The sequence below is a fragment of the Mucilaginibacter terrae genome (assembly GCF_031951985.1).
Lineage (GTDB): Bacteria > Bacteroidota > Bacteroidia > Sphingobacteriales > Sphingobacteriaceae > Mucilaginibacter > Mucilaginibacter terrae_A.
Genome location: NZ_JAVLVU010000001.1, coordinates 3,806,053 through 3,832,193, shown reverse-complemented (window position 1 = coordinate 3,832,193; position 26,141 = coordinate 3,806,053). Strand labels below are relative to the sequence as shown.

Below are 26,141 nucleotides of genomic sequence, written 5' to 3'. Positions count from 1 at the left end.
ATAATGTTCTGTTGTTACAGGCACTTTGTTTGCTTTGATTAGTGTATTGTACGTGATATGTGGTTAAAAGTTATTACCCTGATTAAAAACAAACACTTCCTGTCGCTGGCGGGTAATGTGATCATGTCGGGCCTGGCGCTCGTAACCATGGTGCTCATTTACCATGCGCTATCAGTAACTGATGCAGGTATTTGGGTATTTTTTCAGTCGATATTAATTTTAGTCGAAACCTTCCGCTCTGGCTTTTTAACCACCGCTTTCATCAAGTTTTACGCGGGTGCTACACCCGGCCGCAAGGTTGAGGTAGCCGGTTCGGCATGGTGGATTGCCTTACTCATTACCGGTATTTTATTACTCGCCAACATTCCTGCATATTTTGCCGCGCCTTACATCAGTGATTACAGCATTGTTTTATTTTGCAAATGGTTTGGCGTGAGCTACCTGCTATCGCTACCCTGGTTTATGGCCACCTGCATTTTACAGGGCGAACAACGCTTTGACCAGTTATTGTACGTTCGCCTGATTAATCAACTTACGTTTGTGGCAGGTGTGTTACTGCTCTATTTTACAAGCGGGGTAACCATATTGGGCGTATTATATGCTTACACCGCTTCTAACTTAATTACCAGCGTTTATACCTTGCTCATGCGCTGGACACGCATCCGCAACATCACTCATCGTAACCAAACCCTGACTGTTGAAATGGCCAACTTTGGTAAATTCAGTTTGGGTACTACACTTAGTTCAAACCTGTTTCGCACTTCAGATACTTTCGTGATCAACTTTTTGCTCAATAAACAAGCAGTGGCCATTTATAACTTGGGCCAAACCTTGATGCAACTGGTCGAAATACCTTTGCGGAGTTTTGCGGCTACGGCCATGCCCGAATTATCGGCTGCATACAACCAAAACAATCCCATTTCCGTAATAGGTATTATGAAAAAATACACCGGGACTATAAGCGTGGTATTGGTGCCCGCAATTATTGCCGGTTGCCTGCTGGCCGATTTACCCATTAACCTCATTGGCGGACACAAATACATGGGTACCGATGCTGCCAACGTGTTCCGTATTTTTTTAACGTTTGCCCTGCTTTACCCTGCCGATCGCTTTTTTGCCCTTACGCTGGATGTGATACATCAGCCAAAAGTTAACTTTTATAAAGTACTGATTATGCTGGTGGCTAATATCACTTTCGATTGGTTAGGTGTAAAACTTTTAGGCAGTATTTATGGTATAGCCATTGCTACCGTGGTACCTGTATTAATTGGTACGCTTATAGGCTACCGCGCATTAAATAAATATTGTCCGTTTAGCTTGTGGAGCGTGTATACTACCGGCTATACGCAGGTTAAAATTTGGCTAAATTCAATTCACAGCCGTAAGCGTTCAGTTCAAATTTTGTAAATTTAATTCCATACATTGTGTACGTAAGATATATCAACCACCCGTTTGAAAGTTCGATGAGAATTGCGCACCTCATACTGGCTCACAATAACCCTCAGCAGTTAGAAGTACTGGTAAGGCGCTTAATTTACGCCGATGATATGGTGTTTATTCACCTGGACAAAAAAACAGATGCTGCCCCCTTTGAGCATATTGGAAACTTGCCCAACGTATTTTTTATTAAAGAACGCGCTAAGGTGGGTTGGGGTGCTTACAGCATTGTTGAAGCTACACTAAACGGCTTTCGCGAAATTTTGGCTTCGCCCTTTAACATTGATGTGGTGAACCTTTTGAGTGGCTGCGATTATCCTTTGCAAAACCCGGCAACCGTACACAACTTTTTGCAAGCCAACCCGGGTAAAATATTTATGGAGTTTGAGTTGATGCGTACCAATTGGCAGGAGGCTTTAAGCCGGGTTGAGCGGTACCATTTAACCAACTATAATTTTAAAGGCCGTTACCTGCTGCAAAGCATCATGAACCGGTTATTGCCCAAACGCCGCATGCCCAACCGGATGACACCGGTTGGCCGCTCGCAATGGTTTACCGCCCCTGCCGAGTGTATTAAATACATGGTTGATTATATTGACCAGAATAAAGCCTTTAAACGCTTTATTGAGCACACCTGGGCCCCCGATGAGTTCGTATTTCAAACCATTTTATATAACTCGAAATACCGGGAGCAAATGGTGAACGATAATTTAAGATGTATTGACTGGTCGGAAAGAAACCCAAGTCCGAAAACTTATACCATTGCCGATAAGAGCGTTTTGTTATGCAGCGACAAGCTATTTGCCCGCAAGTTTGACCTAACTAATCATGCCGATGTTATACAAGCTATTGATGCCCGGTTAGACGATAATAATGAGGGTAATTCGGCAGTTATATCAGCCTAATTTAATTTGAGCGCAAAAAACATTTACTGGTTTATGATAGCGGTACGTAAATTCATCGGCCGACTTAGTGATAATGAGTAAGCCGAGGTGCTCAGCCAGTTGGTTCACATCCAACTCAAAAGTGAGGTTTTCTTTACAATAAAAGCTTACCAGGTTATCTTCCTTTTTAACGGCGTAAAGCAGGTGCATAGCATCTGAGCTTACCATAAGCTGGGCATTTTTCTTTTCTATCTCGGTTACTAAATCAAACGGTTTACCTTCATCGGTTTTGCTGATTAAAAGTGCCTTTTCTTGTAATGCTATTGCTAAGGTGCTTTCATGAGTACCCGAATGCTTTACAGCATTATTGAGTAACTCGGCAATGATGAATTTCGCCCTGAGTTTTACCGCTCGCGAAAGGCCGTGCGTGGTGAGCAGCTCGTCTAAATAATCGAGCATTTGCCGCGAACAAACAGTTATGTTAGCCGCCTGGTTATCAAAAGTAAACGACTGTGAGGCTGTCATTGGTTTTTATTGTACAGCTTGTTGAGCTTCCTGCTCGTTGCTATATATCTTAAAAACCTTATCAAGGCGAATGAGTTTTAATAAATCTTCAATATCTTTTTGCAAACCCAAAAGCACCACATCGCACTGCATGGCAATGGCATGCTTAAGCCCTGCTACCAGTGCCCCTAAAAAAGAGCTGTCAACATACGCTACCTCACTTAAATTGAGCCATACGTTGCGTTTTTTGAGGTTTAGCAAGGCTATCAGTTCTTCTTTAAAATGATCGGCGTGGCTTAGGTTGGCCTCCGTGAGGGTTAATTGTACCAACAGGTGGCCGGGTTCTTCTTTAAGTATGTTAAACATAGGTGGTAGGTTTATGTATTTGTATAATGCTGCTGTCGTCAACCATTGCTTCGGAGTCCTGTAAGCGATTTTTTAAGGCTGCAAATGTTTGCCCGCTGTTTAAAAGCTGCTCCAGCTCTTTAGCAAATAACGCATAATCGCTCTTTTTGCTTTCATTAGCAGCAAAATCTATTAATCCGTCGGTAAAAATAAAAAGCTGATCGCCTTCTGCTAAATCAATTTCCTGTTCAGTGTAGCTGCCATTAGCCATCAATCCTAATAAAAAGCCCGATGATGTAATTTGGCTCACCTGCCGGGTTAAGGGGCGATAATGTAACAAGGGCAAATCACCTGCACCGGTGTAAGTAAATTTGCCGCTCGGTTTGTGAATGCGGATGAGAGACACACTCGACAAAATATCGCGCAAGCCTTCATCATCACAAATAACCTCGTTTATTTTTTGCATTATACCCGCAGCCGAATGATCACTGCCCGATATGCCGAAGCGCACCGCCGCCCTGATGTAGCTGAGATAAGTAAAAGTGTAAAACCAGGCTTTCCACTTTTTGCCCATAATATCGCCCAGGATGATGTAAAGATATTGGGCCGCATCAATAAAATCTATAAAGTCGCCACCCGGAATGTCCTGGTAATCGCGATGCCAAAAGTCGATATTAAACCCTTCAATTAAGGGTAGTTTATCGGGCACGGCCTTAATGTTGAGGGCCGCTACGGTTTTCTTAATTTCGAGTTCGGAAAGTTCTCGTTGCTTGCTTACGGTGTGCAACAGGTTATTGATTTTGGCTATAATAACGTCAACGGGTGTATCTTTAGATACATAGTCTATTGCTTGTAAATCAAGACCCTTGTACATTACATCCTCGCCCTCAAACCCTGTCAAAAACATAAACGGTATATCGCGCAGGCGCTCATCGGCCAAAACCTGCTGTCTGAATTCAAGACCGTTCATCACCGGCATTTCATAGTCAGATATAATAACATCAGGAGCCATCCCCTTTAAAAGTTCGAGCGCCTGAATAGCATCATGGGCGGAATTGCAGGAAAATCCCTTCCGCGTGAAAGATTTGATCAGCAGTTTTAAAAACAGCGGATTATCATCAACCAATAAAATATGTTTTGACGAGCTTTCCATATTAATCGGTACTCAGTTTTTTGTAGATAGATTTTACCAGTAAATATACACCCGAAAGAATGATTAGTAATGAAATAACATCCATTAATGTAACCCCGTCATTGGGGTTAAAGTAAAAAATGGTGAACATTTCAAAATAAGGCGGTGCAGGCATAATAATCATGGCAAAGCCCAACATGATGAGAACCAGACCTATAATAGCCAACACTGTTTTAGCTATGCGCTCACCCCTGAGGTATTTTTTAGCCATTTTACTATCCACCTCATGGCTGGCCAGCATTACGCTAAACTCATCAAGCATGTTGGCGCGGTCATCAGTACCATTGTCGGTAATGTGTTTAAACGCATCAATGTTATTGCGGTAACTAATGGCGTTGGGCAGGGCATCATTTAAACGTTGCTTTACCTGCTTGGCCTTTTCGCTGTCAATATCGCTTTGGGCAAGCAGGGCCAATAACTCATCGAGCTTGGCATCAATAGCTACGTTGTTGCCGGCTGCCTGCTGCAACTGCTCAACCTCTTTTTTTATATTTTCGTGCTTACTCAATTTAAAGTAATAAATTCATCACAAACTTTTACGGCCCAACAATCGTAAACTACATTAATGAAATTGGTTTCCATCATTACGGTCAATTATAATCAAAGTTACATTACCGAACAATTACTGGCCTCGGTAGCTGCAACCAATACTTATCAAAACATTGAAATTATTGTGGTTGATAATGCCAGCAAAGATAATCCCGTACCTGCATGGACAACGCAATACCCCGATATTACCTTTATACGTTCGGATGTTAACCTGGGTTTTGCCGGTGGCAACAATTTAGGTGTAAAAGCAGCTAAAGGCGACTATTTGTTTTTTGTGAACAACGATACCGAGTTTACCGAAGGTCTGGTGGCCGGGTTGGTAAAAATAATGGACGAGAACCCCAAGGTGGGTATGGTATCGCCCAAAATAAGATACTTTGACCAGCCCACCCTATTGCAATATGCAGGCTACACGCCCATGAACTACTACTTTATGCGTAACAGCACTATTGGGCAGTTTGAGGAAGATAAAGGCCAGTATGATAACTATACCGGCCCTACCGGCTACATACACGGTGCCGCCATGATGGTGCGCCGCGAAGCCATTGAAAAAGGAGGCTTAATGGCCGAAAACTTTTTTTTATATTATGAAGAAATGGACTGGAACGACCATATTAGACGTGCCGGTTACCAAATTTGGGTAGAGCCTAAAACGCTTATTTATCACAAAGAATCAGTTTCGGTAGGGCGCGTTAGCGGCTTAAAGGAGTACTTTATGAACCGTAACCGAATTTTGTTCATCCGTCGTAATGCGCCATCGGCTTTAGCCATCATGATATTTTACGTTTACTTTATTGTGCTGGTTACCCCCCGCAACATTATTAATTATAACCACAAAGGCAGCGAGTATAAAGGGTTTACGGCTCTTTTACTAAAAGCTATATGGTGGAACTTTACAAACGCAAAAAACAGTACCAATTTGGGCTATAAGCTAAACTAAATTATGGAAATTGCACTTTGGCTCAGCTTGTTTATAGTTTTTTATGCCTTTTTTGGGTACGGCATTTTGCTGTTTATCATTATTAAAATAAAACGCGCTTTACGCGGAAAGCCGGTAGCCCCCGTAGTTGCCGATGCCGATTTGCCTACCTGTAGCTTAGTAATTGCAGCTTATAACGAGGAAGGGTTTATCATCGAAAAAATAAAAAACACCCTCGAACTGCAATACCCTGCCGATAAACTCGACCTGGTTTTTATTACCGATGGATCGAGCGACCGCACGCCCGAGCTGATAGCTACGTACCCGCAAATACGGCTAATGCACTCGCCCGAGCGCAGGGGTAAAATTGCGGCCATACATCGTGCTATGGATACCATTACCACCGATGTGGTGGTGTTCACCGATGCCAATACCTATTTAAACCCCGATGCCCTGCTAAAAATTTGCCGCCACTACGCCAACTCTAAAGTAGGTGCCATTGCCGGCGAAAAACGTATACACATTGATGCCACTGCCGATGCCACTGCTGGCGAAGGTTTCTACTGGAAATATGAATCAAAACTAAAGACCTGGGATGCAGAGCTGCATACCGTGGTTGGTGCAGCTGGTGAGTTGTTCAGTATACGTACTTCATTATACCGACCAGTATCGCCCAATGCTATTTTGGATGATTTCATGATTTCGTTATTGGTGGCCGAAGAGGGATACCGTGTGTTATACGAACCTGAAGCTTATGCTACGGAAACTTCATCGGCCGATGTAAAGGAAGAGCTAAAACGTAAGATACGTATTGCCGCGGGTGGTATACAGTCTATTGTTTGGTTAAAGAGTTTGCTTAACCCGTTCCGACAGCCGCTGTTATCGTTTCAATACATTAGCCACCGTGTTTTACGGTGGACGGTGGTGCCATTTTTAATGATATTATCATTGATATTGAACGCCGCCATTGTGGCCGCAGGCGGAGGTATTATATACCAATTATTACTTTTAGGTCAGGTAGCGTTTTACGGTGCCTCATTAGCCGGATGGTTGTTGGAGCGGCGCGAGATTAAAGTTAAAGCCTTGTTCATCCCCTATTACTTTTGTATGATGAATTATGCGGTGATCAGGGGTATATTCAGGTATATGGCGGGTACGCAAAGCGCAGCGTGGGAGAAAAGTAAGCGAAAGTAACCCCCCAGCCCAAACCCTCTCCGCCTGAGGCGGAAGGGCTTTTGATGCCGACTTGATTTCCCCTCTTGAGAGGGGTTAGGGGTGTGTCCTTTAGTCCGGTTGTTGAGTTTACATAGCGGCGAGAACACACCCCTGCCAATGCATAGGCCCCCCGCCCCTCTCAAGAGGGGGATTAAAGAAAAGATTAAACATTTAGCGTATGTCGCTTAAAGATAAAATAAAGGATAACCCCGGGCTTAAAAAGCTGGTGCACCGTATGCTCATACCCAAAGGTGAAGCAGCACCACGGCTTTGGGTAAAGTGGTTTTTGAATCCGTTTTTACATAAAAAAGGTAGTGGCTCTAAAATTCGTCGTCGTACGCGGATTGATGTGTTGCCGTTCAACAAGTTTGAAATGGGCAAAGGCTCAACCATTGAAGATTTTTGCACCATTAATAATGGCGTGGGCGATGTAATTATTGGTGATAATAGTTTGGTGGGTATGAGCAATGTAATTATTGGCCCGGTTAATATTGGCAACAATGTAATTATGGCGCAAAACATTGTGGTAAGCGCACTAAACCATGAGTACCGCGATGTTACCATGTCTATTCAGGCCCAGAAAATATTAACCAATCCTATTGTTATTGAGGATGATTGCTGGATAGCCGCCAATTCGGTAATTACCTCGGGCGTTACCATTGGTAAGCATAGTGTGGTTGCAGCCAATGCGGTGGTGACTAAAAATGTTCCGCCGTTTTCGGTTGTGGCGGGTAACCCGGCCAAAATAATCAAGCAGTATGATTTTGAGAAGCAGGATTGGGTGAGAGTTTGAGGGGAGAGAGTCAGGAATCAAGAGCCAAGATGAGGAGCGGAGATCTTAGGGGCGGGGAGCGAGGGTTTGAGTGCAAGTGTTTCACCTTAGGCAATTATGCTCCGTAGGAGCTACCTATTTATAGCAACCATTGTAAATGAATTTATGCCTCGTTAGAGGCTACCCTTGAAATTTGATGGGTAGCCTCTAACGAGGCAATGTCATTAAGTTAAGGATAGATAGTTTCTATTTATGCAAGATATGATATCAGTAAAGTGGTCTGTGAGGACACAGACCACGGCGGGTTAGCCGATGCCTGTGTCCTCACAGGCGTCTTCTTTCTTAACTTAATGAACATTGCCCTACGGGATATTTTCTTTGCTTACTCTTGTTCTTTGGGCTTTTTTATTGCTGCTGTGGTATCTCTTACCAATTTCCTTTTGGTACTGTCGGCTGGTGGAACCAATGGTTTGGCAGGTGCGGTTTTAGCTTTAATTACTGTATCAGCTACCGATTCGCTTCCCGCTGAATCGGGGCGCATGGGCCTGCCATTCAGGGCTGCCGAGTCGGGTTTAAGCGGCTTGCCTTGGGATGAATCGGCAGGGGCGGTTTTCTTGCCGATTGCAGGGGTTACCTTGCCTTTTCCGGGCGGTGCCTTTGTTGCAGGCTTCTTAGCAGGTGTGATCTTCTTTACTCTTACCGGCGACGTAATAGCTTCCTTATTTGCCGGGCGTTCTTTGGGTTTCCATAAAAAGCCTTTTAATATTTTATCATCATCCTTTGTTTTATCAACCGGGTAAATATCCTGACCAACCTTGGTGTACAGGGTAACGTTTTCGGCTTTGTTATCTTTAAAATTCACGCGTATGCGGCTACTTACCGAGCGCATCATTTCGGTTACTTTTTTGGTGCTGTCGCGGTTAAAGTAAATGGTTTCGGCATTACCATCTACAAACATGCGCTGCAGCTTATTGCTCACAAAGTAACCCCGTATTTTTTTACCGGCCACCTGGTTAAAATACGTAGAATCTGTACCCTCAATATTTACGGTAAGCGCCGAGGGCCATACATCCATATTATCCAGCTTTTTGTTCTTAAGCTGAAAGTATATCGTATCTCCCGAAATTTGCGAACCCTGCGTCCAAAGTATAGGGGCTACGAACATGCGCATGGTAGAGTCGGCATAACTGTAAAACATCGAATCGGCTTTGGCCTGCAGATCCGACTTGAAAATTTTTGAGTTATGATGAGCCGTTAAAATACGTATGCGCGCGGTATCTTTTAAATCGAACTTACGCTGCAGGTAAACCGAATCAAGCTTTACAACCTTTGGAGTAGTTGTTAGCTTTTTAGCGCTGATATCTTTAATCATTTTTGCCTTTTTAGGCAGCGAGTCGGCCAAAGCCTTTTTCAATTTAGCACTATCAACTACCGTTTTTTTAGGTTTGCCAAAGTACTCTGATTTAAAAAAGCTGGTATCCATTTTAATACCCGCCGGTGGCATGGCTATCAAATTTTTAGTGGTAGATAGCTTTAACGGTATTTTCTTGACGGTTTGCGACTTGTCTTTAAGTGATGTGTCTTTTATTCCGGCCTGTCGCATTTTTTCCTGCAATTCGCGCAGCACTTTGTAAGTTACAATACGGGTTTCGAGGGTATCGGCTCCCCAGTATATGGTATCGCGTTTAATTTTGGGTGCGGGCTTAACCGTTGTAGAATCAGTTACTGCGGTGGTCTCGTCGGTGGCTTTATTAGTAGCCGGCTTACCTTTTACAACAGGTGGCGTTTTTTTAGCTACGGCAGTTTTATCCTTCTTCGCAATTATGGGTGCAGCGTCAATAACGGTATCGGCTTTGGTGGTGTCTTTATCCTCCGTCACCATAATTACGTAAGGGTTTTGCGTTACCACGGCGCGGTCTTCGGCACGGTAATAAGTGCCCAGGTGCCCCTTAATGGTTACCTTTTGCTCATTATCATTAAAAGTAACATTCCTTACTGCACGGCCATATCCTTTAAGGCGGTCGTAAAACAGGCTATCTCCTTTTAATGATTTTGAGGTTTGGGTGTATTGATTGTTCTTGCTAAAAAAAGCCTGCTCGGTAATGGTGTGGTACTCGCCCTTTTCTGTATAAAGCGTGTCTTTATCTTTACCATAAATGTGCGTGGGACCGTAAAAGTATGATATACGAGTACCTGAGTTATAGCGCAGGGTATCCGTTTTTATAATTGCGTCAACAGTAGTTAAAACTACATTGTACCTGAAATAGGCATCGCGCGAACCCGAAAAATAGTACCCATTTTGGCTTACCAGGGTGTTATCTTTATTAACCAGCTTACCCCCACCGGTGTAAGTACCAATTTTGGTGGCCGTATTGTAGGTTAAATAATTGGTGGTAAGGGTGGCGTCGCGGTCAACCATACGCACATTGTCGGTAACAAGGGCTACGTGGGTATTGCCATTATAATACAGCTTATCGCCATACACGTTCAGCGTATCGCCCTGGTTTATATTTACGTTGCCAAATGCATCAAATGAGTTTCGCTTCTGATAAAAGTAGGCACTGTCTGAGCGCAGTGTTGTGCTTTCCTGCTGAAATACCCCTTTGTAAACTTTGAGCACATCCTCACCATTTATTTTAACACCCACCGAACTGGTTGAACTTAAAATTTTAACAATAGTTGTTTTAGGCTTACGCTGGGCCATTGCAGCCACCGCCACGATTAACAGGATGTATGTAAAGAGATATTTTCTCACGCTGTAAAATTAGCTGTTTGGATGCGCTTATTAAATTAATAATTTTGGCAATGCTGCCGGTGGAACGTTTTAAAGATTTTATACAACAAAACCAGCTCTTTAAAACTGGTGTTCCGGTGCTTGCTGCCGTAAGCGGCGGTATGGATTCGGTACTGATGGTGCATTTATTAAAAGCTGCCGGTTACCCGTTTGCCATTGCCCATTGCAATTTTCAGCTGCGAGGTTCCGATGCCAATGCTGATCAGCAGTTTTGCCGCCAACTGGCTCATGATACGGGCGTTGAATTTCATACCATCAATTTTGATACTTCGGCCTACGCCCGCGAGCAAAAGCTATCTATACAAATGGCCGCCCGCGAGCTCCGTTACCAGTGGTTTGAGCAATTGCAACAAGCGCATAATTACGCTGCCGTTGCGCTGGCACACCACCAAAACGATGCAATTGAAACTATATTGTTAAACCTTACACGCGGTACCGGAATTGCCGGCTTGCATGGCATTTTACCCAAAAACAACCAGTGGGTAAGGCCATTACTATTTTTAACGCGGGAAGAAATTCAGACGCTGATTAGCCAAAACCAATTAGCTTACCGTGAGGACAGCTCCAACGCATCTACCAAGTATGCCCGCAACAAACTCAGGCACGAGGTTATCCCAAAGCTTAAAGAGTTAAATCCTAACCTGGAGCAAACTTTTGAACGGAACCTCAGCCATTTCAGGGAACTGGAACAGCTGCTCGAACAACAGGTAGCATTAGTTAAACAGCAACTTTGGGTTGAATATGGTAACGAAGTGCATATATCTATTGAAGGCGTTAAGCAACTGCATCCTCAAAAACTACTTTTATCGGCGTTATTAAAAGATTATGGATTTAACGATACAACAATAGTCGACCTCATTGCATCACTCGACAAACATAGCGGACGGATATTTGAATCGGCTACGCATATGCTCATTCTGGATAGGGATAAGCTGATACTTGCCCCGCAATTGGGTAACGAGAATGCATCGGTATCTATTTATCAAGATGATGAACAGGCTGTTTACAATGGCCAAACTTTAAAGATTACTTACCTTAATGGTTTAACCGACATACCCGACAATAAATACATCACCGTTACCGATGCCGATACATTGGTTTACCCGCTTACCATCAGGAGTTGGCAGGAGGGCGATTATTTTATACCGCTGGGTATGCAAGGGCGTAAAAAGTTGAGCGACTTTTTTGTAAGCCGGAAAGTACCACTCCATCAAAAATCACGCATACCGGTTTTAGTGAATGGCAACGGCGATATGATATGGATAGCGGGCTACCGGCTGGACGACCGCTATAAATTAACTCCTCAAACTAAAAAAGTTGCTATCTTCGAATTATTATAATAGCCCATGACTGATACGAAACCGGTTTATATTGAAAAGCAATACCTTGGCCGCGAGTGGATTCCGGTTACCATACGGCTGGTGCTGGCCATGTTGTGTTTCGCCATTTTCTTTTTTACCGATGCTAACGAGCGCAATGCCGATTTGCTGCTTGTAGTAGGTTTTGGTATCGTTATCATCTCTATTATCCTGGGTTTTGTGGTGCACTTTACCATCCGCGTTCAAAATAAAAGTATATTACTTAGCGGGCTGTGGACCACCAAGCTGGTTAAAATAGACCTCAACAGCATTGTAAAAGCCGAAAAAGGCAGCTATAGCCGCTACCTGGTGAATAACCCGGTATATAACCTGCACAGCAAAGGCACCATACGCTTCTACACCGCAGGCAGCGAGGCCATTCACCTTACCGACCGCGACGGCCTTGTTTACATCATTGGCTCGTTACACAGCAACGATTTTTTGCGTGCCATACAGGCCGAAATGGCCAACTAAATAGCCCCTTGCGCCATGCCACAACCCCAAGCACTTATTATAGGCGCAGGTATTGCCGGTATTGCCACGGCTATTCGCCTGGCGGTAAAGGGTTACCATGTACAGGTTTTTGAAGCCAACAGCTACCCGGGCGGCAAGCTATCGGAATTTGAACAGCAAGGCTACCGCTTTGATGCCGGCCCCAGCCTGTTTACCATGCCGCAATATGTGGATGAACTTTTTAAACTGGCCGGTAAAAACCCTAAAGATTATTTTACCTACCAAAAGCTCGATGTAGTTTGTAATTACTTTTATCCCGATGGCAGCCGACTTAAAGCCTATGCCGACCCAGATAAATTTGCTGCGGAAATAAAACTACAAACAGGCGAAACTGCCGAAGCCATCAATCAATACAACCGCAACAGCGCACGTATTTACGATATTACCAATCACGTTTTCTTAGAGCAATCATTACACCGGCTGCAAACTTACCTCAGCAGTAAAACGCTAAAATCAATACTCAGGCTTTTCCAGATAGATGCCTTTCGCACTATGAACGCGGCCAATCAAAGCTTTTTTAAAGACAAGCGGCTGGTGCAGTTTTACGACCGGTATGCTACTTACAATGGCTCGAACCCATACCAGGCTCCGGCTACGCTGAATGTAATTCCGCATTTGGAGCAGCACTTTGGTGCCTACTTTCCAAAGGGTGGCATGTACAGCATTATCAGCAGCTTGGTTAAACTGGCCGAAGAATCAGGCGTGCAGTTTCATTATAATTTCCCTATTGATGAAATTGTACTTGCCGGAAAAAAAGCATCAGGTATTAAAGTTAATGATGATTTTATTGGTGCCGATGTAGTGGTCTCGAACATGGATGTTTGGTTTACCTACCGTAAGTTGCTTAACAAACACCCGCAGCTATTCCCCGAAAAAATACTGAATCAGGAACGCAGCAGTTCGGCACTGATATTTTACTGGGGAATTAAAAAGCAGTTCGACCAGTTGGATTTGCATAACATCTTTTTCAGTGCCGATTACGAGGCCGAGTTTAATGCCATTTGGAAACAAAAAAGCATTCACCAAGACCCTACCGTTTACCTTAACATCAGCTCAAAACACCAACAAACGGATGCTCCAGCAGGCCACGAAAACTGGTTTACGATGATTAATGTACCGGCCAATACCGGCCAAAATTGGGATGAGCTGATAAAAGAAGCCCGTCAAAACATCATCAAAAAACTATCGGCGCAATTGGGCGAAAATATTACCCCACTCATTGAATCCGAAAGCATTCTCGACCCGCGCAGTATCGAAAGCCGTACCTCATCATACCAAGGCTCCTTATACGGCACCAGCTCAAATAGCCAGTTTGCGGCGTTTTTGCGCCACGCCAACCGTTCATCCAAAATAAAAAACCTCTACTTCTGCGGAGGCAGTGTTCACCCTGGCGGCGGTATTCCGCTGGCGTTGCTATCGGGTAGGATCGTGAGTGAATGGGTGGATTGATTTCGAATTTCTACACTACATGTCATTGCGAGGTACGAAGCAATCTCCGTCGAAAAGCTGAACAACTTTGCATGAGGAGATTGCCACGCTATCGCTCGCAATGACACAATGATACAAGCTGTATAAAATTCGAAATTGAACATTCGAAATAATAAACAACTCCGAAATAATAATTAATATTGCCTGTTTATGGCGTTTTTACATCTACCCGGTTTAGGACAGGTTTATTATCATGAATATGGCGCAGGCGCAAAGCCTATGCTGGCTTTTCATGGCTATGGCATGACGGGCAGGCAATTTGAGGTACTTCAAAAATCCATCCTTACCCAGTACCGGGTTTATAGTTTCGACCACTTTTTTCATGGCCAAACTAAAATAGAAAACTGGACCGAGCAGCAAATACTGGCCGGTATGCCCAAAGCCATGATGCGCGCTTACCTCGAAGAATGGTTTAAAGCACATGGCCGCCAACGCATCAGCTTAATGGCTTACTCCATTGGTGCCAACCTGGCGCTGGTTTTGGTTGAAGAGTTTCCGGAGTTTATTGAAGAAGTGATACTCATGGCACCCGATGGATTATCGGTATATAAAGGCTTTAACTTTTTAATGCACCATGCTGCCGGTAAGCTGATGTTTAAAACTGTAACCAAAAGCAACTGGCTGGCTCCGGGTGTGTTAAAAGGCTTGCGCCGTATAAGATTTATTGACGAAAGCCTTTACAAGATTGCTTACAGCGAAATGGATACGCCGCAAAAACGGCAGGATGTGTATTACACCCTCAACCTCATCAAACAGTTACAGCCCGATGTGGTTAAGGTAACAAGCCAAATTAATGCACATAACATTAAATGCCACCTGATATTTGGTAAGCATGATATGCTGTTCCCTAAAAGCTCGGCAGCGGGTTTTATACAAAAGTTAACTAACCCGGTGGTACATGAGGTACCTTTAGGCCATTGGCTGGTTACTGCTCAGTTAGATGATTATATGGTAAATTACAATTTATGATACCTGCCCGGCGTGTAAACTTATTCAGCAACTGGTTTGCTGTGTACATGCGTTACCGTATGCGTAAGGCCTTTAACCGCGTGGTGGTTTTGCCGTTTGAGCCTAAGCCGGGGCATTCGGTACTTTTGCTTTGCAATCATTTTAGCTGGTGGGATGGCTTTTTTGGTAATTACCTGGCTTACTACCATCTCAACCGCAAGCTGTACATAATGATGCAGCACGACCATCTTGAAAAGCGGATGTTGTTCAACCTCTTCGGCGGATTTTCGATTGAGAAAGGTACCCGCGAAATGCTCAAATCATTACACTACGCGGCCGATTTATTAAACACGCCCGAAAACTTAGTAGTGGTTTTCCCACAGGGCGAACTGGTATCCAATCATGCCACCAGCATATCCATCGAAAAAGGTATCGAACGCCTTATTAAACACATTAAAGGCCCTTGCCAAATTGTGTACTCGTGCGTATTAATTGATTATTTCGAAAGCCTCAAACCATCGGCGTTTATTCACTTGTTTGATTGCGGTGTGGCTGGCGAAGTACCATTTAATGAGTTGGTAGAAAACATTAACGGCTTTCATAAACAGGCTTTGGCTAATCAGGTTAATGTGGAGCATTAACCCCCCAGCCCCCTGAAGGGGGAGCAAGTATAATAAAATATGTCATTTCGAAGAACGAGAAATCTTTTCAAAGCGATTAGCTTATCAACTCAAAAAGTTCTCTCACTATCGTTCAAGATGACAGCGCTGGACAGATAAACCACTATTTTCCTTATCTTGCCCCTACCATGATCTACCCCAAAAATAACAAACTCATCAGCGGTTTCTTTCACCGCTACATTGGGTATATTATTGGCAAAAACTTCAGGGCGTTTAATTTTAATACTATCGAAGTTGATGCCGGCAAATCGATTTTATTGCTGGCTAATCATTTCAGCTGGTGGGATGGTTTTTTGCTGTACTGGCTCAATAACCTGCTGTTCCAAAAAAAATTCCATGTCATGGTGCTCGAAGACACCGTAAAAAAGGTGTTCTTCCTAAAATACCTCGGTGCTTACTCGGTGCTTAAAAATTCACGGTCGATGATCGAATCGTTGAACTTTACGGCCGAGTTGTTAAACAATCCGCAAAATCTGGTGCTCGTATTTCCGCAGGCTAAATTGTATTCTAATTTTACCAACGATATTCATTTTGAAGGCGGACTGACAAAAATCATCAAGCAGGCGGCAGGCAAATTCCAGTATGTATTTGCCAACACTTTTATTGAAAATTTTGAGCACAAAAAACCAACGGTAAACGTTTATGTTCAAAATTACGTTGAGGATATAAATAATCTTGACGAATTGAAGCAGGCATTTCAACAACATTATCGATCGGCAAAAGCACAGCAAACACAAATTGTAATATAAGGTGACTATCATTCTATCCGTAATCTTCTTCTTCCTCGTATTGCGTTTTGTGGTAACCCTGTTCAACTTCATATCTGACCCTAAACTGCGGCGGGTAAACCGTATGCAGGAAGAAATGGTGTCTATCCTCATTCCTGCCCGTAACGAAGAAGCCAATATTTTAGCCTTACTGCAATCTATCCATAATCAGGATTATCCAAACTATGAGGTTATCGTGCTTGATGATGATTCGGACGATAATACGTTTGCCATTTGCCAGGCCTTTGCGGCACAACACCCGCGTTTTAAAGTAATTAAAGGCAATATTTTACCTCAGGGATGGCTGGGTAAAAATTATGCCTGCTACCAGTTAGCTAAACAAGCCCGCGGCAGTTTTTTATTGTTTTTAGATGCTGATGAACGTATTTATGATGATTTATTGAACAGTGCCGTTCATCGGGTAAAGGCAAAGCACCTTGCCTTGCTCAGCTTATTTACCAACCAGGAAATGCAAACCTTAGGCGAACGCACAGTAGTGCCGCTTATGCACTATTTATTGCTTAACCTGTTACCCATACGCTTAATTTATTTAACCAAGAACCCTGCTTTTGCAGCGGCAAGTGGTCAGTTCATGATGTTTCATGCCGAGTTGTACCGCCAAAACCAATGGCACGAACTGGTTAAAGACCGCGTGGTAGAAGACGTGGAAATAATGAAGCTGGTAAAAGCCGAAAAGTATTTGGGCGAAAGCCTGTTGGCAAACGGGTTGATCAGCTGCCGCATGTATACCAACTATATCGACGGGATAAAAGGTTTCAGTAAAAACTTTTTAGCTCCGTTTAACTACAGCATCATTGGGTTTATATGTTACCTGCTACTGGTAGTTGGTGGTCCGCTGGTGGTTATAGCAACGCTTAATTTGCCTTTAATTACCCTAATGTGCGGATTAATACTGCTGAGCCGCGTAATGATATCGCTATCATCTGGTCAAAACGCATTTTTTAACACCGTGCTGCATCCTTTGCAAATGACCAGTTTGCTGGCCATCGGCATTTTAGCCATTCAAAATCATTTAACAAAAAACACCACATGGAAAGGTCGCAGGGTATAGTTTTAAAAAACACCAGGATACCCATTATCATCATTATTCTTTTTCACGTGGTAGGGCTGGTGGGCTTTTTGGTGCCGCCCTTAACGCCTTACTTTTTAAAGTTGGTGCCGTTTCACCTGCTGCTTATGCTTGCGGTTGTATTAATTAACCATTACAGGCCCGATGAAAAGTTTTGGCTTTTTGCCCTGCTTATTTTTGCAGGAGGGTACACCGCCGAGTGGATAGGCGTGCATAAACACTGGATTTTTGGCGATTATACTTACGGCAAAACACTGGGCGTTAAAGTGGCCGACATTCCGCTGATGATTGGGGTTAACTGGCTGATGCTGGTTTATGCCACCGGTGTACTGATGCAAAGAAGCCGTTTAAAAAGCACCATAGCCCGCATTATAACAGGGGCAATAGTGCTGGTTGCGCTCGATTTACTGATAGAGCCGGTTGCTATTAAATTCGACTACTGGAGCTGGACCAATGGACATCCGCCGCTTAAAAACTATGTGGGCTGGTTTGGGGTTAGTGCCTTGTTTTTAAGCGTGTTCGAACTGTTCAAATTTAAACCGCAAACCATTGTGGCTCCGGTGCTGTTGATAGTGCAGTTTGTATTTTTTGGGGTATTGCAGTTAGCTTGACAGTTAAAAAAGATCGTCATTGCGAGGTACGAAGCAATCTCTGAACCATTCAATGTACGCTTTGTATCCGCAGAGATTGCTTCGTACCTCGCAATGACGCAAGTAGTATAATCATTAACTTTTTTTACCGTAATTTTGCATTTATGGGAGCATATCAGTTACAGGTTGAGATTGATCAGGATTCGGGCTTTTGTTTTGGCGTGGTGTATGCCATTGACATGGCCGAAGAGATTTTGGCCGAGGATGGCTATCTCTATTGCCTGGGCGATATTGTACATAACGATGAAGAAGTTGAGCGCTTAAAAGCCAAAGGCCTTCGCATTATTGATCACTCCCAACTGGCCGACTTATACAATGAAAAAGTACTCATCCGCGCCCACGGCGAAGCTCCCGAAACTTACCGGCTGGCATTAGAGCATAACATTACCCTGATCGATGCCTCGTGCCCGGTGGTACTGAAATTGCAGAACCGCATTAAAACGTCGCACGATGCTAATGAGAATATCGTAATTTTTGGCAAACACGGCCATGCCGAAGTTATAGGTCTGCAAGGGCAAACCAATGGTGAAGCGTTGGTATTTCAGGATATTACCGAGCTGGATACATTGGAGCTTCCGCAGCAAATTACCCTGTACAGCCAAACCACCAAAAGCACCGATAAATTTTACCAGATCAAAGATCACCTGGTAGGTAAAGGCTACGAAGTAAAGGCTAACGATACCATTTGCCGCCAGGTATCGAACCGCGACAAAGACTTGCCTGAATTTGCTAAAAGATATAACAAGATCGTATTCGTATCGGGCAAAAAATCATCTAACGGTAAAGTGTTGTTTGAGGTATGCCGCAAGCATAACCCCGATACCTACTTCGTATCTTCGGTAGATGAGCTAAGCCCCTCTATGTTTAACCCCGGCGATACCATAGGCATTAGCGGAGCCACCTCTACCCCTATGTGGTTGATGGAGCTTATTAAAGCCGAACTGGAAAGATATTAAGCCCCCTACCCCCTAAGGGGGAACATTATGTCAATACCTACGTTATTGTAAAATGGCAGATAATACTCCGCACATTAAAATTACTTCCCCTGTAGGAAGCTGGGGGGCTGGAGCTTGGGTAGCGCTGCTGGTTATTTCTCTCTGGGCACTTTCTACCATCCTGCTTATGCAGTGGCAGGTAAATTTTGCCAATCCTTTACTTTATGTTTTTATACTGGTGCAAATGCACTTGTATACCGGTTTGTTTATTACCGCACACGATGCTATGCATCGCACGGTATCGGCCAATAAAACTGTAAATAACGCAGCCGGGTATATTACCACGTTTCTATATGCCGCATTTTGGTATCCTACGTTATTAAAAAAACACCACAAGCACCACAGCCACGTACATACTGATGAAGACCCGGATTACCACAAAGGCAGTTTCTGGGCCTGGTACTCCAGGTTTATCCGTAACTATTTATCGATATGGCAGGTAGTATTTATGGCGGCGCTGTTCAACGTTTTAAAAATATGGATACCGCAACCTAACCTCATCCTGTTTTGGGTAGTGCCATCCTTATTGAGTACTTTACAGCTATTTTATTTTGGCACCTATCAGCCACATAAAGGCGAACACGATAATCAATACCATTCTACCACGCAAAAAAAGAACCATGTGTTCGCATTCTTGTCGTGCTACTTTTTTGGGTATCATTATGAGCACCATGCCTCGCCCGGTACGCCATGGTGGATGTTATGGAAAACAAAGTCGTGATTCACCCTGATGTTTGGCGTAATTACGCCCGCCTGCTATGGCTCTCATTTGCTTTATTTGTATCAAACTAAAATCCAATAAGCTATGTCATTTCAAGCATATCTCAACAATATCGAAGCTAAAACAGGCAAAGGTCCCGAAGATTTTAAAAAGCTGGCCGAAGAAAAAGGCTATACCGAGAACGGAAAGATCAAACCTGGCGTAAAAGCTACCGAAATTACCAACTGGCTTAAAGCCGATTTTGAATTGGGACATGGGCATGCCATGGCTATTTATGCTTTGCTCAAAGGCGATAAAACTTATCAATAGTGATCTTGGTCATTTATATGGCTCAGGCATCAGTATTGCTTTAGTTTGACAAAATAAATCAGATATTTGCAGTCCCTCAACGCGCCCCTTTAGGGAGCTGATAAGTATATGAAAAAAGGAGTTTTATTAGTAAATTTAGGTACGCCCGATAATCCGCAAACACCGGCTGTTCGCAAGTACCTGAATGAGTTTTTAATGGATGAACGGGTAATTGATATTAATGCCTTTAGCCGTTTTATGCTTATTAAAGGTATCATTGTTCCTTTCCGCGGACCAAAATCGGCAAAATCATACCAGGAAATATGGACCGAAGAAGGATCGCCGTTAATGATCTACACCGTTAAAACCACCGAGCTATTAAAACAACGCCTGGGCGACGAATACCATGTTGAAATGGCTATGCGTTACCAAAGCCCGTCAATCGAGTCGGCTTTGGCTAAGTTGCGTGCCGCGCAGGTAACCTCTATACAAGTTATTCCACTGTTTCCGCAATATGCTTCGGCTTCTACCGGATCGGTACATCAAAAAGTAATGGAAATTGTGAGCAAGTGGCAAACCATACCGTCCATGAGCTTCGTTAATTCCTTTTACGATGATGATCTGATCATCGAGGCCTATGCCCAAAACGGGGCCAAGCACAAGCCCGAAGAGTACGACCACATACTATTCAGTTTTCACGGCTTGCCGCAAAGGCAAATGATCAAGGCCGACGAAACCGGCAAACACTGCCTTAAAGTGGCTAACTGCTGCGATACCATTACTGGTGCAAACCGTTTTTGTTACAGCGCACAATGCCACGCTACTGCCCGTTTAATTGCCGAGCGGTTGAATATTCCCAAAGAAAAATACACCCTTACGTTTCAATCTCGCCTGGGCCGCGACCCATGGATGCAGCCTTATACCAGCGAGGTAATTGATCAACTGGCTAAAAAGGGCATAAAAAAACTACTGGTATTTTGCCCGGCGTTTGTAGCCGATTGTTTAGAAACCATTTTCGAGGTTTCGGTTGAATATAATGAGGAGTTTAAACATGCCGGCGGCGAACACGTACAACTGGTAGAAAGCCTGAACGATTCACCATTATGGATCGACGCTTTAGAGCGTATGGTGCGCGGTGCTTAGTTAGTGGTTATTGAGTTATTTGGTTATTGAGTGTCGGGCTTACGGGCCGAGCCAATTATATCCACGTCAACCAACTCAAGTGCTTTAACCATATTTTGAACGGTTGCCTTATACTTTTTAAAATGAGGCGTTTCAATATGTGATTTGTAGGCGGCAGTGTCGGCATATATTTCGAGTATGGTAATATGTGCCGGGTTCTTTTTATCAGCAACGGCATAATAGGTTAACACTCCCAATTCCTTACTTACGGCGGCGGCCATTTGCTCATTTAGTGCAGCATTGTATGCTTTAAGCTGTAATGGATCTACCTGAATTTTAGCCAGCCTCACCATTTGTTTATTTTTTTGTGCCATAACACTGTTTACTGAAATAAGACAATGGAAGAGAGCAGTTATAAATAACAATCCTTTGCAAGCTGTTACTTTTTTTAAATTTAATATCAATTTGTTCATGTATCAGTGTTGCCTGCCGCGGCATCAAGCATTTTGATTATTTAAACATTAACGTAATTGTACACGCTAACGGTATAGGACAATGTAACAATTCACAACTCAGCATACTGCATTCACCATAAAAATCAGTAATTTCAAGGCCGAAACTACTACTCATACAATGAAGAATCTTTATCTGTCGGCGGCGGCCTTATTGCTGTCGGCTACCGCTTTTGCTCAAACCGAAATTTCTTATACCCTATCATTCCCTAATGCCGTACATCACGAGGCCGAAATAAGCATGAGAGTGCCACAGGTTCCGGCCGGTGTTATGCGTTTTAGAATGAGCCGCTCATCGCCGGGCCGTTATGCTACACACGAGTTTGGAAAAAACGTTTATAACGTAAAAGCCGTAGGCGAAAACAACAAGCCACTAATTCTTAAACAGGTGGAGGGCGATGTTTGGGAAATTGCGCAGCACGGTAGTACGGTAATTATTAGCTATACCCTTTTTGGCAATCATGTTGATGGCACTTATGTGGGCATTGATGCCAGTACGGCACACCTTAATATGCCCGCCACCTTAATGTGGGTTAAAGGCATGGAACAGCGCCCGGCACGTTTTAAATTCAACAACCTTGACAAGTATGGCTGGAAAGTTGCCACACAACTTAAACCTGAAGCTGGTGGCACCTATTATGCCCGCGATTTGCAGTACATGATGGATAGCCCTATTTCACTGGCTCCGTACAAAATATATAGCTGGGATATAAGCAATCCCGATGGCAAAAAACAAGCCGTACACCTTACCTCGCACAGCGATGACGACCAGGCTACCATTGATGCCTTTGGGCAAATGGTAAAAAAGGCAACCATTGAGGCCCAGGCCGTTTTTGGAGAACTGCCTGCTTACGATTACGGAAACTACGTGTTTTTACACGATGTGGCATCTACCAACGCGGGCGACGGTATGGAACACCGTAACTCCACCAGCATTGTACAAAGCACGCCTAAAATTGCCGGTAACGAGGCCCGTTTATTAGGCACTTTTTCGCACGAATATTTTCATAGCTGGAACGTAGAGCGTATTCGGCCAAAAACTTTGGAGCCGTTTAACTTTGAGCACGCCAACATGAGTAACGAGCTTTGGTTTGCCGAAGGCTTTACACAATACTACGGCGGCTTAATTTTAGAACGCGCCGGTTTTGTTTCGCCTGCTGATTATAACCGCACTATGGCCGGTTTGATCAACACTGTTTTAAATTCACCGGCAGCCAATCATTACTCGCCAGCGCAAATGAGCCGTTATGCGGTATTTGCCGATGCCGGTGTATCGGTTGATCAAAACAACAATGCCAACGTATTTACCAGTTATTATACTTATGGCGGCGCTACTGCCCTGGCGCTTGATTTACGTTTACGCAGCCAGTTTAAATTAACCCTTGATGATTATATGCGTGCGGTATGGCTGGCCCATGGCAAAACCGAAAAGCCCTACACCATTGCCGATCTGCAAAACATTTTGGCCGCTTTTACTAAAGACGCCGCCTTTGCTGCCGACTTTTTTAAACGCTACATTAACGGTTTCGAAAAAAATGATTACGCTAAGTTATTGGATTATGCCGGTTTAATTTTGCGCAAAGCCCAACCGGGTAAAGCCTGGGCCGGCGCTCTTGGGGGCGCGGGTGGTCGTGGCCGTTCAGGCCAGTCGGTTGGTGTTGATAATACTGGGTTACTGATTGGCACAAGCCTGGCCATGAACACCCCCTTTTATAAAGCAGGATTAGACGCCGGCGATGTTTTATTAAGCGTGGACGGCAATGCCATACAGGCCAGCGGCCAAAGCCTGATAGAGGCACTAAATACCAAAAAGCCTGGCGATAAGATTACCATTGCTTATAAAAACCGCACCGGCAACCATGAAACCACGGTAACACTCGAAGAGAACCCGGCTTTGGAGGTGGTGACTTACGAAGCTGCGGGTAAAGAACCATCGGCCGCGCAAATCCAGTTTCGCAATGGATTATTAAATTCTAAAGTAAAATAATATGAAGAAATACAGTATAGCATTAGCCTTTATGGCCGTAAGCCTGGGCGGTTTTGCCCAGGATGTAAACAAGTTAATTAACGAAAAAGATGTAGAGCGTTTAATTAAAACCCTTAGCGCCGATGATATGCAGGGACGCGGCACTTTTACACCCGGCATTGACAAAGCCGCCACCTTTATTGAGGGTGAATTTAAACAAGCAGGTTTACAACCGTTAACCGGAGCCACCGGCTTCCGTCAAAACTTTAAAGTTTACCGCACTGTTCCGGTTGAAACCCTGGTAAAGCTTGATGGGCAGGCCGTACCGGCCGAAAATGTTACCATAGCTGCCGGAAAAGCATTTACCTGGAACACGAATGAAGATGTGCAGATCATTAAAATTAGTGCCGACCAAAACTTTCAAACCGAATACCGCAAATACATGCGCAGCGGGAAAAAGACCTTAATAATCGTTGATCCTAAGTTTAAAGCCTTTTATACACGCTTACATAATTACATTAACAGCGGCGTAATAACCACTGAACCACAACCAACCGATAATCCGCAGCAAGTGGTAATGGTACTGGGCAGTTATGAAGGTGTTAAAACTTTTGAAGTTAGCTTTAAAGATAAAACTGAAAACCCGCCCATATTTAACGTTGCGGGCATGATTCCGGGTAAAAGCAAAAAGGATGAGTACGTGGTATTCTCGGGTCATTATGACCATTTAGGCATTCAGCCCGCCATGCAGGGCGATAGCATTGCCAACGGTGCCGATGATGACGCATCGGGAACCACAGCCATGATTAGCCTGGCCAAGTATTATAAAAAACTAAATAACAATGAGCGCACTTTAATATTTGTAGCATTTACTGCCGAAGAAATTGGCGGCTACGGTGCCCGTTATTTTTCTAAACAATTACCGCCCGAAAAAGTGGTAGCCATGTTTAACATCGAGATGATAGGCAAGGAATCGAAATTTGGCAAAAACACCGCCTTTATTACGGGTTATGAGCGTTCGGATTTTGGTAAGATACTGCAAAGCAATTTACAGGGTACAGCCTTTACTTTTCACCCAGACCCATACCCTGAACAAAACCTGTTTTACCGCAGCGACAATGCTACCCTTGCCCGCTTAGGTGTACCGGCGCATACCATATCAACCGATCAGATTGATACCGATAAACTTTACCATAGCGTAAAAGATGAATATAGTTCGCTGGATGTAGCTAACATAACTGCAACCATACGCGCCATTGCACTAAGCTCGCGCAGTATTGTAGCCGGTAAAGACACGCCAGCCCGTATACCCAAACTGGAAGAACGCTAAGAAATAGTTAAAGCATTTGAAAACCACAGGTACTGCCTGTGGTTTTTTTATTTACGTTTGTGTTAAGCCGTTATAATACTAAATGTCCATCATTCTCGAAACCGAAAGACTGGTACTGCGCAAGTTCAATATAACTGATGCGCCTTTTATACTGGAGTTACTTAATACCTCTACCTGGAAACAATATATAGGCGACCGGGGCTTAACTTCTATTGCCGATGCGCAAACCTACCTGGTTAAGGTTCCGCTGATGAACTATGCCGTAAATGGGTTTGGCCTGTATATGGTTGAGCTGCGCGGTTCAGGAGAACCCATAGGTATGTGCGGTTTATTAAAACGTGAATATTTAGCACATTTAGATATTGGGTATGCCCTACTGCCCCAATATGAAGGCAATGGTTATGCCTACGAAGCTGCTGCAGCTACTGTCGAATATTCTTTTAACCAGCTTAACCAACAAACGCTTGCCGCTATTACCAACATTCAAAATCAGCGTTCAATCAAACTACTTAATAAACTTGGCTTCACTTATGATAAAAACATATGGGCAGATGGGCATGAACTGATGATGTTTATTAAAGACGCCGAAAGCTAAAGCGCAATACGCATCACATGGTCGTTCATCCAGTACGGTCCAATAGCAATATCTTCATCGTGTAACACGGTAAAGCCCATTTTTTCGTAAAAGCTTTTGGCATTGTTGTTCCGGTTTACGTTAAGGTCTAAAGCACTTTTACCGGCTTTACGGGCAGCTTCCATTACAGCTTCAACCAGTTTACGGCCATGGCCTTTTCCCTGGGTTGATGGGTGGCAGTAAAGCTTGTGCAGTTTATAAATATTCTCATCCTCAGTTCGTGGCGAGTATGAAGCAAATGCCACCGGAATTCCTTCTTCTTCCAGTATAAGGTATAATTGCTCGCCTTTGTCCATTTGGTCGGCAATTTTATCTGATACGTACATCGTATCCAGCATATAAGTGATTTGCTCGGTTGATAAAATTGACCGGTAAGTAGGCCACCAGGTTTGATGGGCAATTTTAACAATATGATCGGCATCGGCTAAAGTAGCAGGTCGGATATTAAGCATATAAGTTATTAAAAAT

At 43.7% G+C, this 26,141-nt stretch carries 27 protein-coding genes; 20 read left to right on the top strand and 7 right to left on the bottom strand.

Annotated elements, in window-relative coordinates:
• Positions 1 to 57 precede the first annotated feature (57 nt).
• Entirely contained in the window at positions 58 to 1,407 is a 1,350-nt protein-coding gene (locus tag QE417_RS16365) for an oligosaccharide flippase family protein (RefSeq protein ID WP_311951541.1), read from the top strand.
• 56 nt (positions 1,408 to 1,463) lie between these two features.
• Positions 1,464 to 2,342, top strand: a complete 879-nt coding sequence (locus QE417_RS16360) for a beta-1,6-N-acetylglucosaminyltransferase (protein WP_311951540.1) — start codon at positions 1,464 to 1,466, stop codon at positions 2,340 to 2,342.
• Here the strand turns inward: QE417_RS16360 and QE417_RS16355 are convergent.
• The 4 genes from QE417_RS16355 to QE417_RS16340 are packed head-to-tail and all read right to left on the bottom strand — an operon-like array spanning position 2,334 to position 4,870.
• Positions 2,334 to 2,846, bottom strand: coding sequence for an ATP-binding protein (locus QE417_RS16355; protein ID WP_311951539.1), 513 nt, complete (start codon positions 2,844 to 2,846; stop codon positions 2,334 to 2,336). The genes QE417_RS16360 and QE417_RS16355 overlap by 9 nt on opposite strands.
• Positions 2,847 to 2,852: 6 nt before the next feature.
• On the bottom strand, positions 2,853 to 3,191 hold the full coding sequence (locus QE417_RS16350; protein WP_311951538.1) for an STAS domain-containing protein: 339 nt from the start codon (positions 3,189 to 3,191) through the stop codon (positions 2,853 to 2,855).
• Positions 3,184 to 4,323 carry a fused response regulator/phosphatase gene (locus QE417_RS16345; protein ID WP_311951537.1) on the bottom strand — a complete coding sequence of 380 codons (1,140 nt, stop codon included), beginning with the start codon at positions 4,321 to 4,323 and terminating at the stop codon, positions 3,184 to 3,186. Before QE417_RS16345 ends, QE417_RS16350 begins: the two co-directional genes overlap by 8 nt.
• 1 nt (position 4,324) lies before the next feature.
• A complete protein-coding gene (locus QE417_RS16340; RefSeq protein WP_311951536.1) occupies positions 4,325 to 4,870 on the bottom strand; it encodes a hypothetical protein in 546 nt (181 codons plus the stop codon).
• Between the two features lie 57 nt (positions 4,871 to 4,927).
• Between QE417_RS16340 and QE417_RS16335 the strand changes: the two genes are divergently transcribed.
• From QE417_RS16335 to QE417_RS16325, 3 genes are all read left to right on the top strand, one after another.
• Positions 4,928 to 5,851, top strand: a complete 924-nt coding sequence (locus QE417_RS16335; RefSeq protein WP_311951535.1) for a glycosyltransferase family 2 protein — start codon at positions 4,928 to 4,930, stop codon at positions 5,849 to 5,851.
• 3 nt (positions 5,852 to 5,854) lie between these two features.
• The gene (locus QE417_RS16330; protein ID WP_311951534.1) at positions 5,855 to 7,024 is read left to right on the top strand and encodes a glycosyltransferase family 2 protein; all 1,170 of its coding nucleotides are present in this window, start codon (positions 5,855 to 5,857) and stop codon (positions 7,022 to 7,024) included.
• A gap of 199 nt (positions 7,025 to 7,223) precedes the next feature.
• Positions 7,224 to 7,838: an acyltransferase gene (locus tag QE417_RS16325; RefSeq protein ID WP_311951533.1), complete on the top strand. Its 615-nt coding sequence runs from the start codon at positions 7,224 to 7,226 to the stop codon at positions 7,836 to 7,838.
• A gap of 361 nt (positions 7,839 to 8,199) precedes the next feature.
• Here QE417_RS16325 and QE417_RS16320 read toward each other — a convergent pair whose 3' ends face one another.
• Entirely contained in the window at positions 8,200 to 10,572 is a 2,373-nt protein-coding gene (locus QE417_RS16320; RefSeq protein WP_311951532.1) for an OstA-like protein, read from the bottom strand.
• A 50-nt stretch (positions 10,573 to 10,622) separates the two neighbouring features.
• On the opposite strand from QE417_RS16320, the gene tilS reads away from it, so the two are divergent.
• The 12 genes from tilS (at position 10,623) to hemH (ending at position 21,252) form a co-directional block, all read left to right on the top strand.
• Positions 10,623 to 11,951 (top strand): tRNA lysidine(34) synthetase TilS, encoded by a 1,329-nt coding sequence (gene tilS, locus QE417_RS16315; protein WP_311954678.1) that lies wholly within the window; start codon positions 10,623 to 10,625, stop codon positions 11,949 to 11,951.
• Between the two features lie 6 nt (positions 11,952 to 11,957).
• Positions 11,958 to 12,443, top strand: coding sequence for a hypothetical protein (locus tag QE417_RS16310; protein ID WP_311951531.1), 486 nt, complete (start codon positions 11,958 to 11,960; stop codon positions 12,441 to 12,443).
• A 15-nt stretch (positions 12,444 to 12,458) separates the two neighbouring features.
• A complete protein-coding gene (gene crtD, locus QE417_RS16305) occupies positions 12,459 to 13,931 on the top strand; it encodes a 1-hydroxycarotenoid 3,4-desaturase CrtD (RefSeq protein ID WP_311951530.1) in 1,473 nt (490 codons plus the stop codon).
• A 189-nt stretch (positions 13,932 to 14,120) separates the two neighbouring features.
• Positions 14,121 to 14,939 (top strand): alpha/beta fold hydrolase, encoded by an 819-nt coding sequence (locus tag QE417_RS16300; protein WP_311951529.1) that lies wholly within the window; start codon positions 14,121 to 14,123, stop codon positions 14,937 to 14,939.
• On the top strand, positions 14,936 to 15,559 hold the full coding sequence (locus QE417_RS16295; RefSeq protein ID WP_311951528.1) for a lysophospholipid acyltransferase family protein: 624 nt from the start codon (positions 14,936 to 14,938) through the stop codon (positions 15,557 to 15,559). Before QE417_RS16300 ends, QE417_RS16295 begins: the two co-directional genes overlap by 4 nt.
• Positions 15,560 to 15,726: 167 nt before the next feature.
• A complete protein-coding gene (locus tag QE417_RS16290) occupies positions 15,727 to 16,347 on the top strand; it encodes a 1-acyl-sn-glycerol-3-phosphate acyltransferase (protein WP_311951527.1) in 621 nt (206 codons plus the stop codon).
• A gap of 1 nt (position 16,348) precedes the next feature.
• On the top strand, positions 16,349 to 17,437 hold the full coding sequence (locus QE417_RS16285) for a glycosyltransferase (RefSeq protein WP_311951526.1): 1,089 nt from the start codon (positions 16,349 to 16,351) through the stop codon (positions 17,435 to 17,437).
• Positions 17,416 to 18,066, top strand: coding sequence for a carotenoid biosynthesis protein (locus QE417_RS16280; protein WP_311951525.1), 651 nt, complete (start codon positions 17,416 to 17,418; stop codon positions 18,064 to 18,066). Before QE417_RS16285 ends, QE417_RS16280 begins: the two co-directional genes overlap by 22 nt.
• A 143-nt stretch (positions 18,067 to 18,209) precedes the next feature.
• Entirely contained in the window at positions 18,210 to 19,061 is an 852-nt protein-coding gene (locus QE417_RS16275; protein WP_311951524.1) for a 4-hydroxy-3-methylbut-2-enyl diphosphate reductase, read from the top strand.
• A 52-nt stretch (positions 19,062 to 19,113) separates the two neighbouring features.
• Positions 19,114 to 19,821, top strand: coding sequence for a fatty acid desaturase (locus tag QE417_RS16270; RefSeq protein ID WP_311951523.1), 708 nt, complete (start codon positions 19,114 to 19,116; stop codon positions 19,819 to 19,821).
• Between the two features lie 84 nt (positions 19,822 to 19,905).
• A complete protein-coding gene (locus tag QE417_RS16265) occupies positions 19,906 to 20,130 on the top strand; it encodes a DUF4287 domain-containing protein (protein WP_311951522.1) in 225 nt (74 codons plus the stop codon).
• Positions 20,131 to 20,238: 108 nt separating this feature from the next.
• A complete protein-coding gene (gene hemH, locus QE417_RS16260; protein ID WP_311951521.1) occupies positions 20,239 to 21,252 on the top strand; it encodes a ferrochelatase in 1,014 nt (337 codons plus the stop codon).
• A 23-nt stretch (positions 21,253 to 21,275) separates the two neighbouring features.
• Here the strand turns inward: hemH and QE417_RS16255 are convergent, their stop codons facing one another.
• Positions 21,276 to 21,605 (bottom strand): putative quinol monooxygenase, encoded by a 330-nt coding sequence (locus tag QE417_RS16255; RefSeq protein ID WP_311951520.1) that lies wholly within the window; start codon positions 21,603 to 21,605, stop codon positions 21,276 to 21,278.
• A 259-nt stretch (positions 21,606 to 21,864) separates the two neighbouring features.
• On the opposite strand from QE417_RS16255, the gene QE417_RS16250 reads away from it, so the two are divergent.
• The 3 genes from QE417_RS16250 (at position 21,865) to QE417_RS16240 (ending at position 25,634) form a co-directional block, all read left to right on the top strand.
• On the top strand, positions 21,865 to 23,730 hold the full coding sequence (locus QE417_RS16250) for a M61 family metallopeptidase (RefSeq protein ID WP_311951519.1): 1,866 nt from the start codon (positions 21,865 to 21,867) through the stop codon (positions 23,728 to 23,730).
• A 1-nt stretch (position 23,731) separates the two neighbouring features.
• On the top strand, positions 23,732 to 25,039 hold the full coding sequence (locus tag QE417_RS16245; RefSeq protein ID WP_311951518.1) for a M20/M25/M40 family metallo-hydrolase: 1,308 nt from the start codon (positions 23,732 to 23,734) through the stop codon (positions 25,037 to 25,039).
• A gap of 82 nt (positions 25,040 to 25,121) precedes the next feature.
• Positions 25,122 to 25,634, top strand: coding sequence for a GNAT family N-acetyltransferase (locus QE417_RS16240; protein ID WP_311951517.1), 513 nt, complete (start codon positions 25,122 to 25,124; stop codon positions 25,632 to 25,634).
• Here the strand turns inward: QE417_RS16240 and QE417_RS16235 are convergent.
• On the bottom strand, positions 25,631 to 26,125 hold the full coding sequence (locus tag QE417_RS16235) for a GNAT family N-acetyltransferase (protein ID WP_311951516.1): 495 nt from the start codon (positions 26,123 to 26,125) through the stop codon (positions 25,631 to 25,633). The genes QE417_RS16240 and QE417_RS16235 overlap by 4 nt on opposite strands.
• Positions 26,126 to 26,141 lie beyond the last annotated feature (16 nt).

Excerpts from the sequence above, each read along its gene's own strand:
- QE417_RS16345 (WP_311951537.1), bottom strand. The coding sequence starts at position 4,323 with ATGGAAAGCTCGTCAAAACATATTTTATTGGTTGATGATAATCCGCTG.
- QE417_RS16275 (WP_311951524.1), top strand. The coding sequence starts at position 18,210 with ATGGGAGCATATCAGTTACAGGTTGAGATTGATCAGGATTCGGGCTTT.
- QE417_RS16310 (WP_311951531.1), top strand. The coding sequence starts at position 11,958 with ATGACTGATACGAAACCGGTTTATATTGAAAAGCAATACCTTGGCCGC.
- QE417_RS16325 (WP_311951533.1), top strand. The coding sequence starts at position 7,224 with ATGTCGCTTAAAGATAAAATAAAGGATAACCCCGGGCTTAAAAAGCTG.
- QE417_RS16250 (WP_311951519.1), top strand. The coding sequence starts at position 21,865 with ATGAAGAATCTTTATCTGTCGGCGGCGGCCTTATTGCTGTCGGCTACC.
- QE417_RS16365 (WP_311951541.1), top strand. The coding sequence starts at position 58 with ATGTGGTTAAAAGTTATTACCCTGATTAAAAACAAACACTTCCTGTCG.
- QE417_RS16245 (WP_311951518.1), top strand. The coding sequence starts at position 23,732 with ATGAAGAAATACAGTATAGCATTAGCCTTTATGGCCGTAAGCCTGGGC.
- QE417_RS16235 (WP_311951516.1), bottom strand. The coding sequence starts at position 26,125 with ATGCTTAATATCCGACCTGCTACTTTAGCCGATGCCGATCATATTGTT.
- crtD (WP_311951530.1), top strand. The coding sequence starts at position 12,459 with ATGCCACAACCCCAAGCACTTATTATAGGCGCAGGTATTGCCGGTATT.
- tilS (WP_311954678.1), top strand. The coding sequence starts at position 10,623 with ATGCTGCCGGTGGAACGTTTTAAAGATTTTATACAACAAAACCAGCTC.
- QE417_RS16295 (WP_311951528.1), top strand. The coding sequence starts at position 14,936 with ATGATACCTGCCCGGCGTGTAAACTTATTCAGCAACTGGTTTGCTGTG.
- QE417_RS16335 (WP_311951535.1), top strand. The coding sequence starts at position 4,928 with ATGAAATTGGTTTCCATCATTACGGTCAATTATAATCAAAGTTACATT.
- QE417_RS16270 (WP_311951523.1), top strand. The coding sequence starts at position 19,114 with ATGGCAGATAATACTCCGCACATTAAAATTACTTCCCCTGTAGGAAGC.
- QE417_RS16255 (WP_311951520.1), bottom strand. The coding sequence starts at position 21,605 with ATGGCACAAAAAAATAAACAAATGGTGAGGCTGGCTAAAATTCAGGTA.
- QE417_RS16290 (WP_311951527.1), top strand. The coding sequence starts at position 15,727 with ATGATCTACCCCAAAAATAACAAACTCATCAGCGGTTTCTTTCACCGC.
- QE417_RS16300 (WP_311951529.1), top strand. The coding sequence starts at position 14,121 with ATGGCGTTTTTACATCTACCCGGTTTAGGACAGGTTTATTATCATGAA.
- QE417_RS16265 (WP_311951522.1), top strand. The coding sequence starts at position 19,906 with ATGTCATTTCAAGCATATCTCAACAATATCGAAGCTAAAACAGGCAAA.
- QE417_RS16360 (WP_311951540.1), top strand. The coding sequence starts at position 1,464 with ATGAGAATTGCGCACCTCATACTGGCTCACAATAACCCTCAGCAGTTA.
- QE417_RS16240 (WP_311951517.1), top strand. The coding sequence starts at position 25,122 with ATGTCCATCATTCTCGAAACCGAAAGACTGGTACTGCGCAAGTTCAAT.
- QE417_RS16355 (WP_311951539.1), bottom strand. The coding sequence starts at position 2,846 with ATGACAGCCTCACAGTCGTTTACTTTTGATAACCAGGCGGCTAACATA.
- QE417_RS16330 (WP_311951534.1), top strand. The coding sequence starts at position 5,855 with ATGGAAATTGCACTTTGGCTCAGCTTGTTTATAGTTTTTTATGCCTTT.
- hemH (WP_311951521.1), top strand. The coding sequence starts at position 20,239 with ATGAAAAAAGGAGTTTTATTAGTAAATTTAGGTACGCCCGATAATCCG.
- QE417_RS16280 (WP_311951525.1), top strand. The coding sequence starts at position 17,416 with ATGGAAAGGTCGCAGGGTATAGTTTTAAAAAACACCAGGATACCCATT.
- QE417_RS16350 (WP_311951538.1), bottom strand. The coding sequence starts at position 3,191 with ATGTTTAACATACTTAAAGAAGAACCCGGCCACCTGTTGGTACAATTA.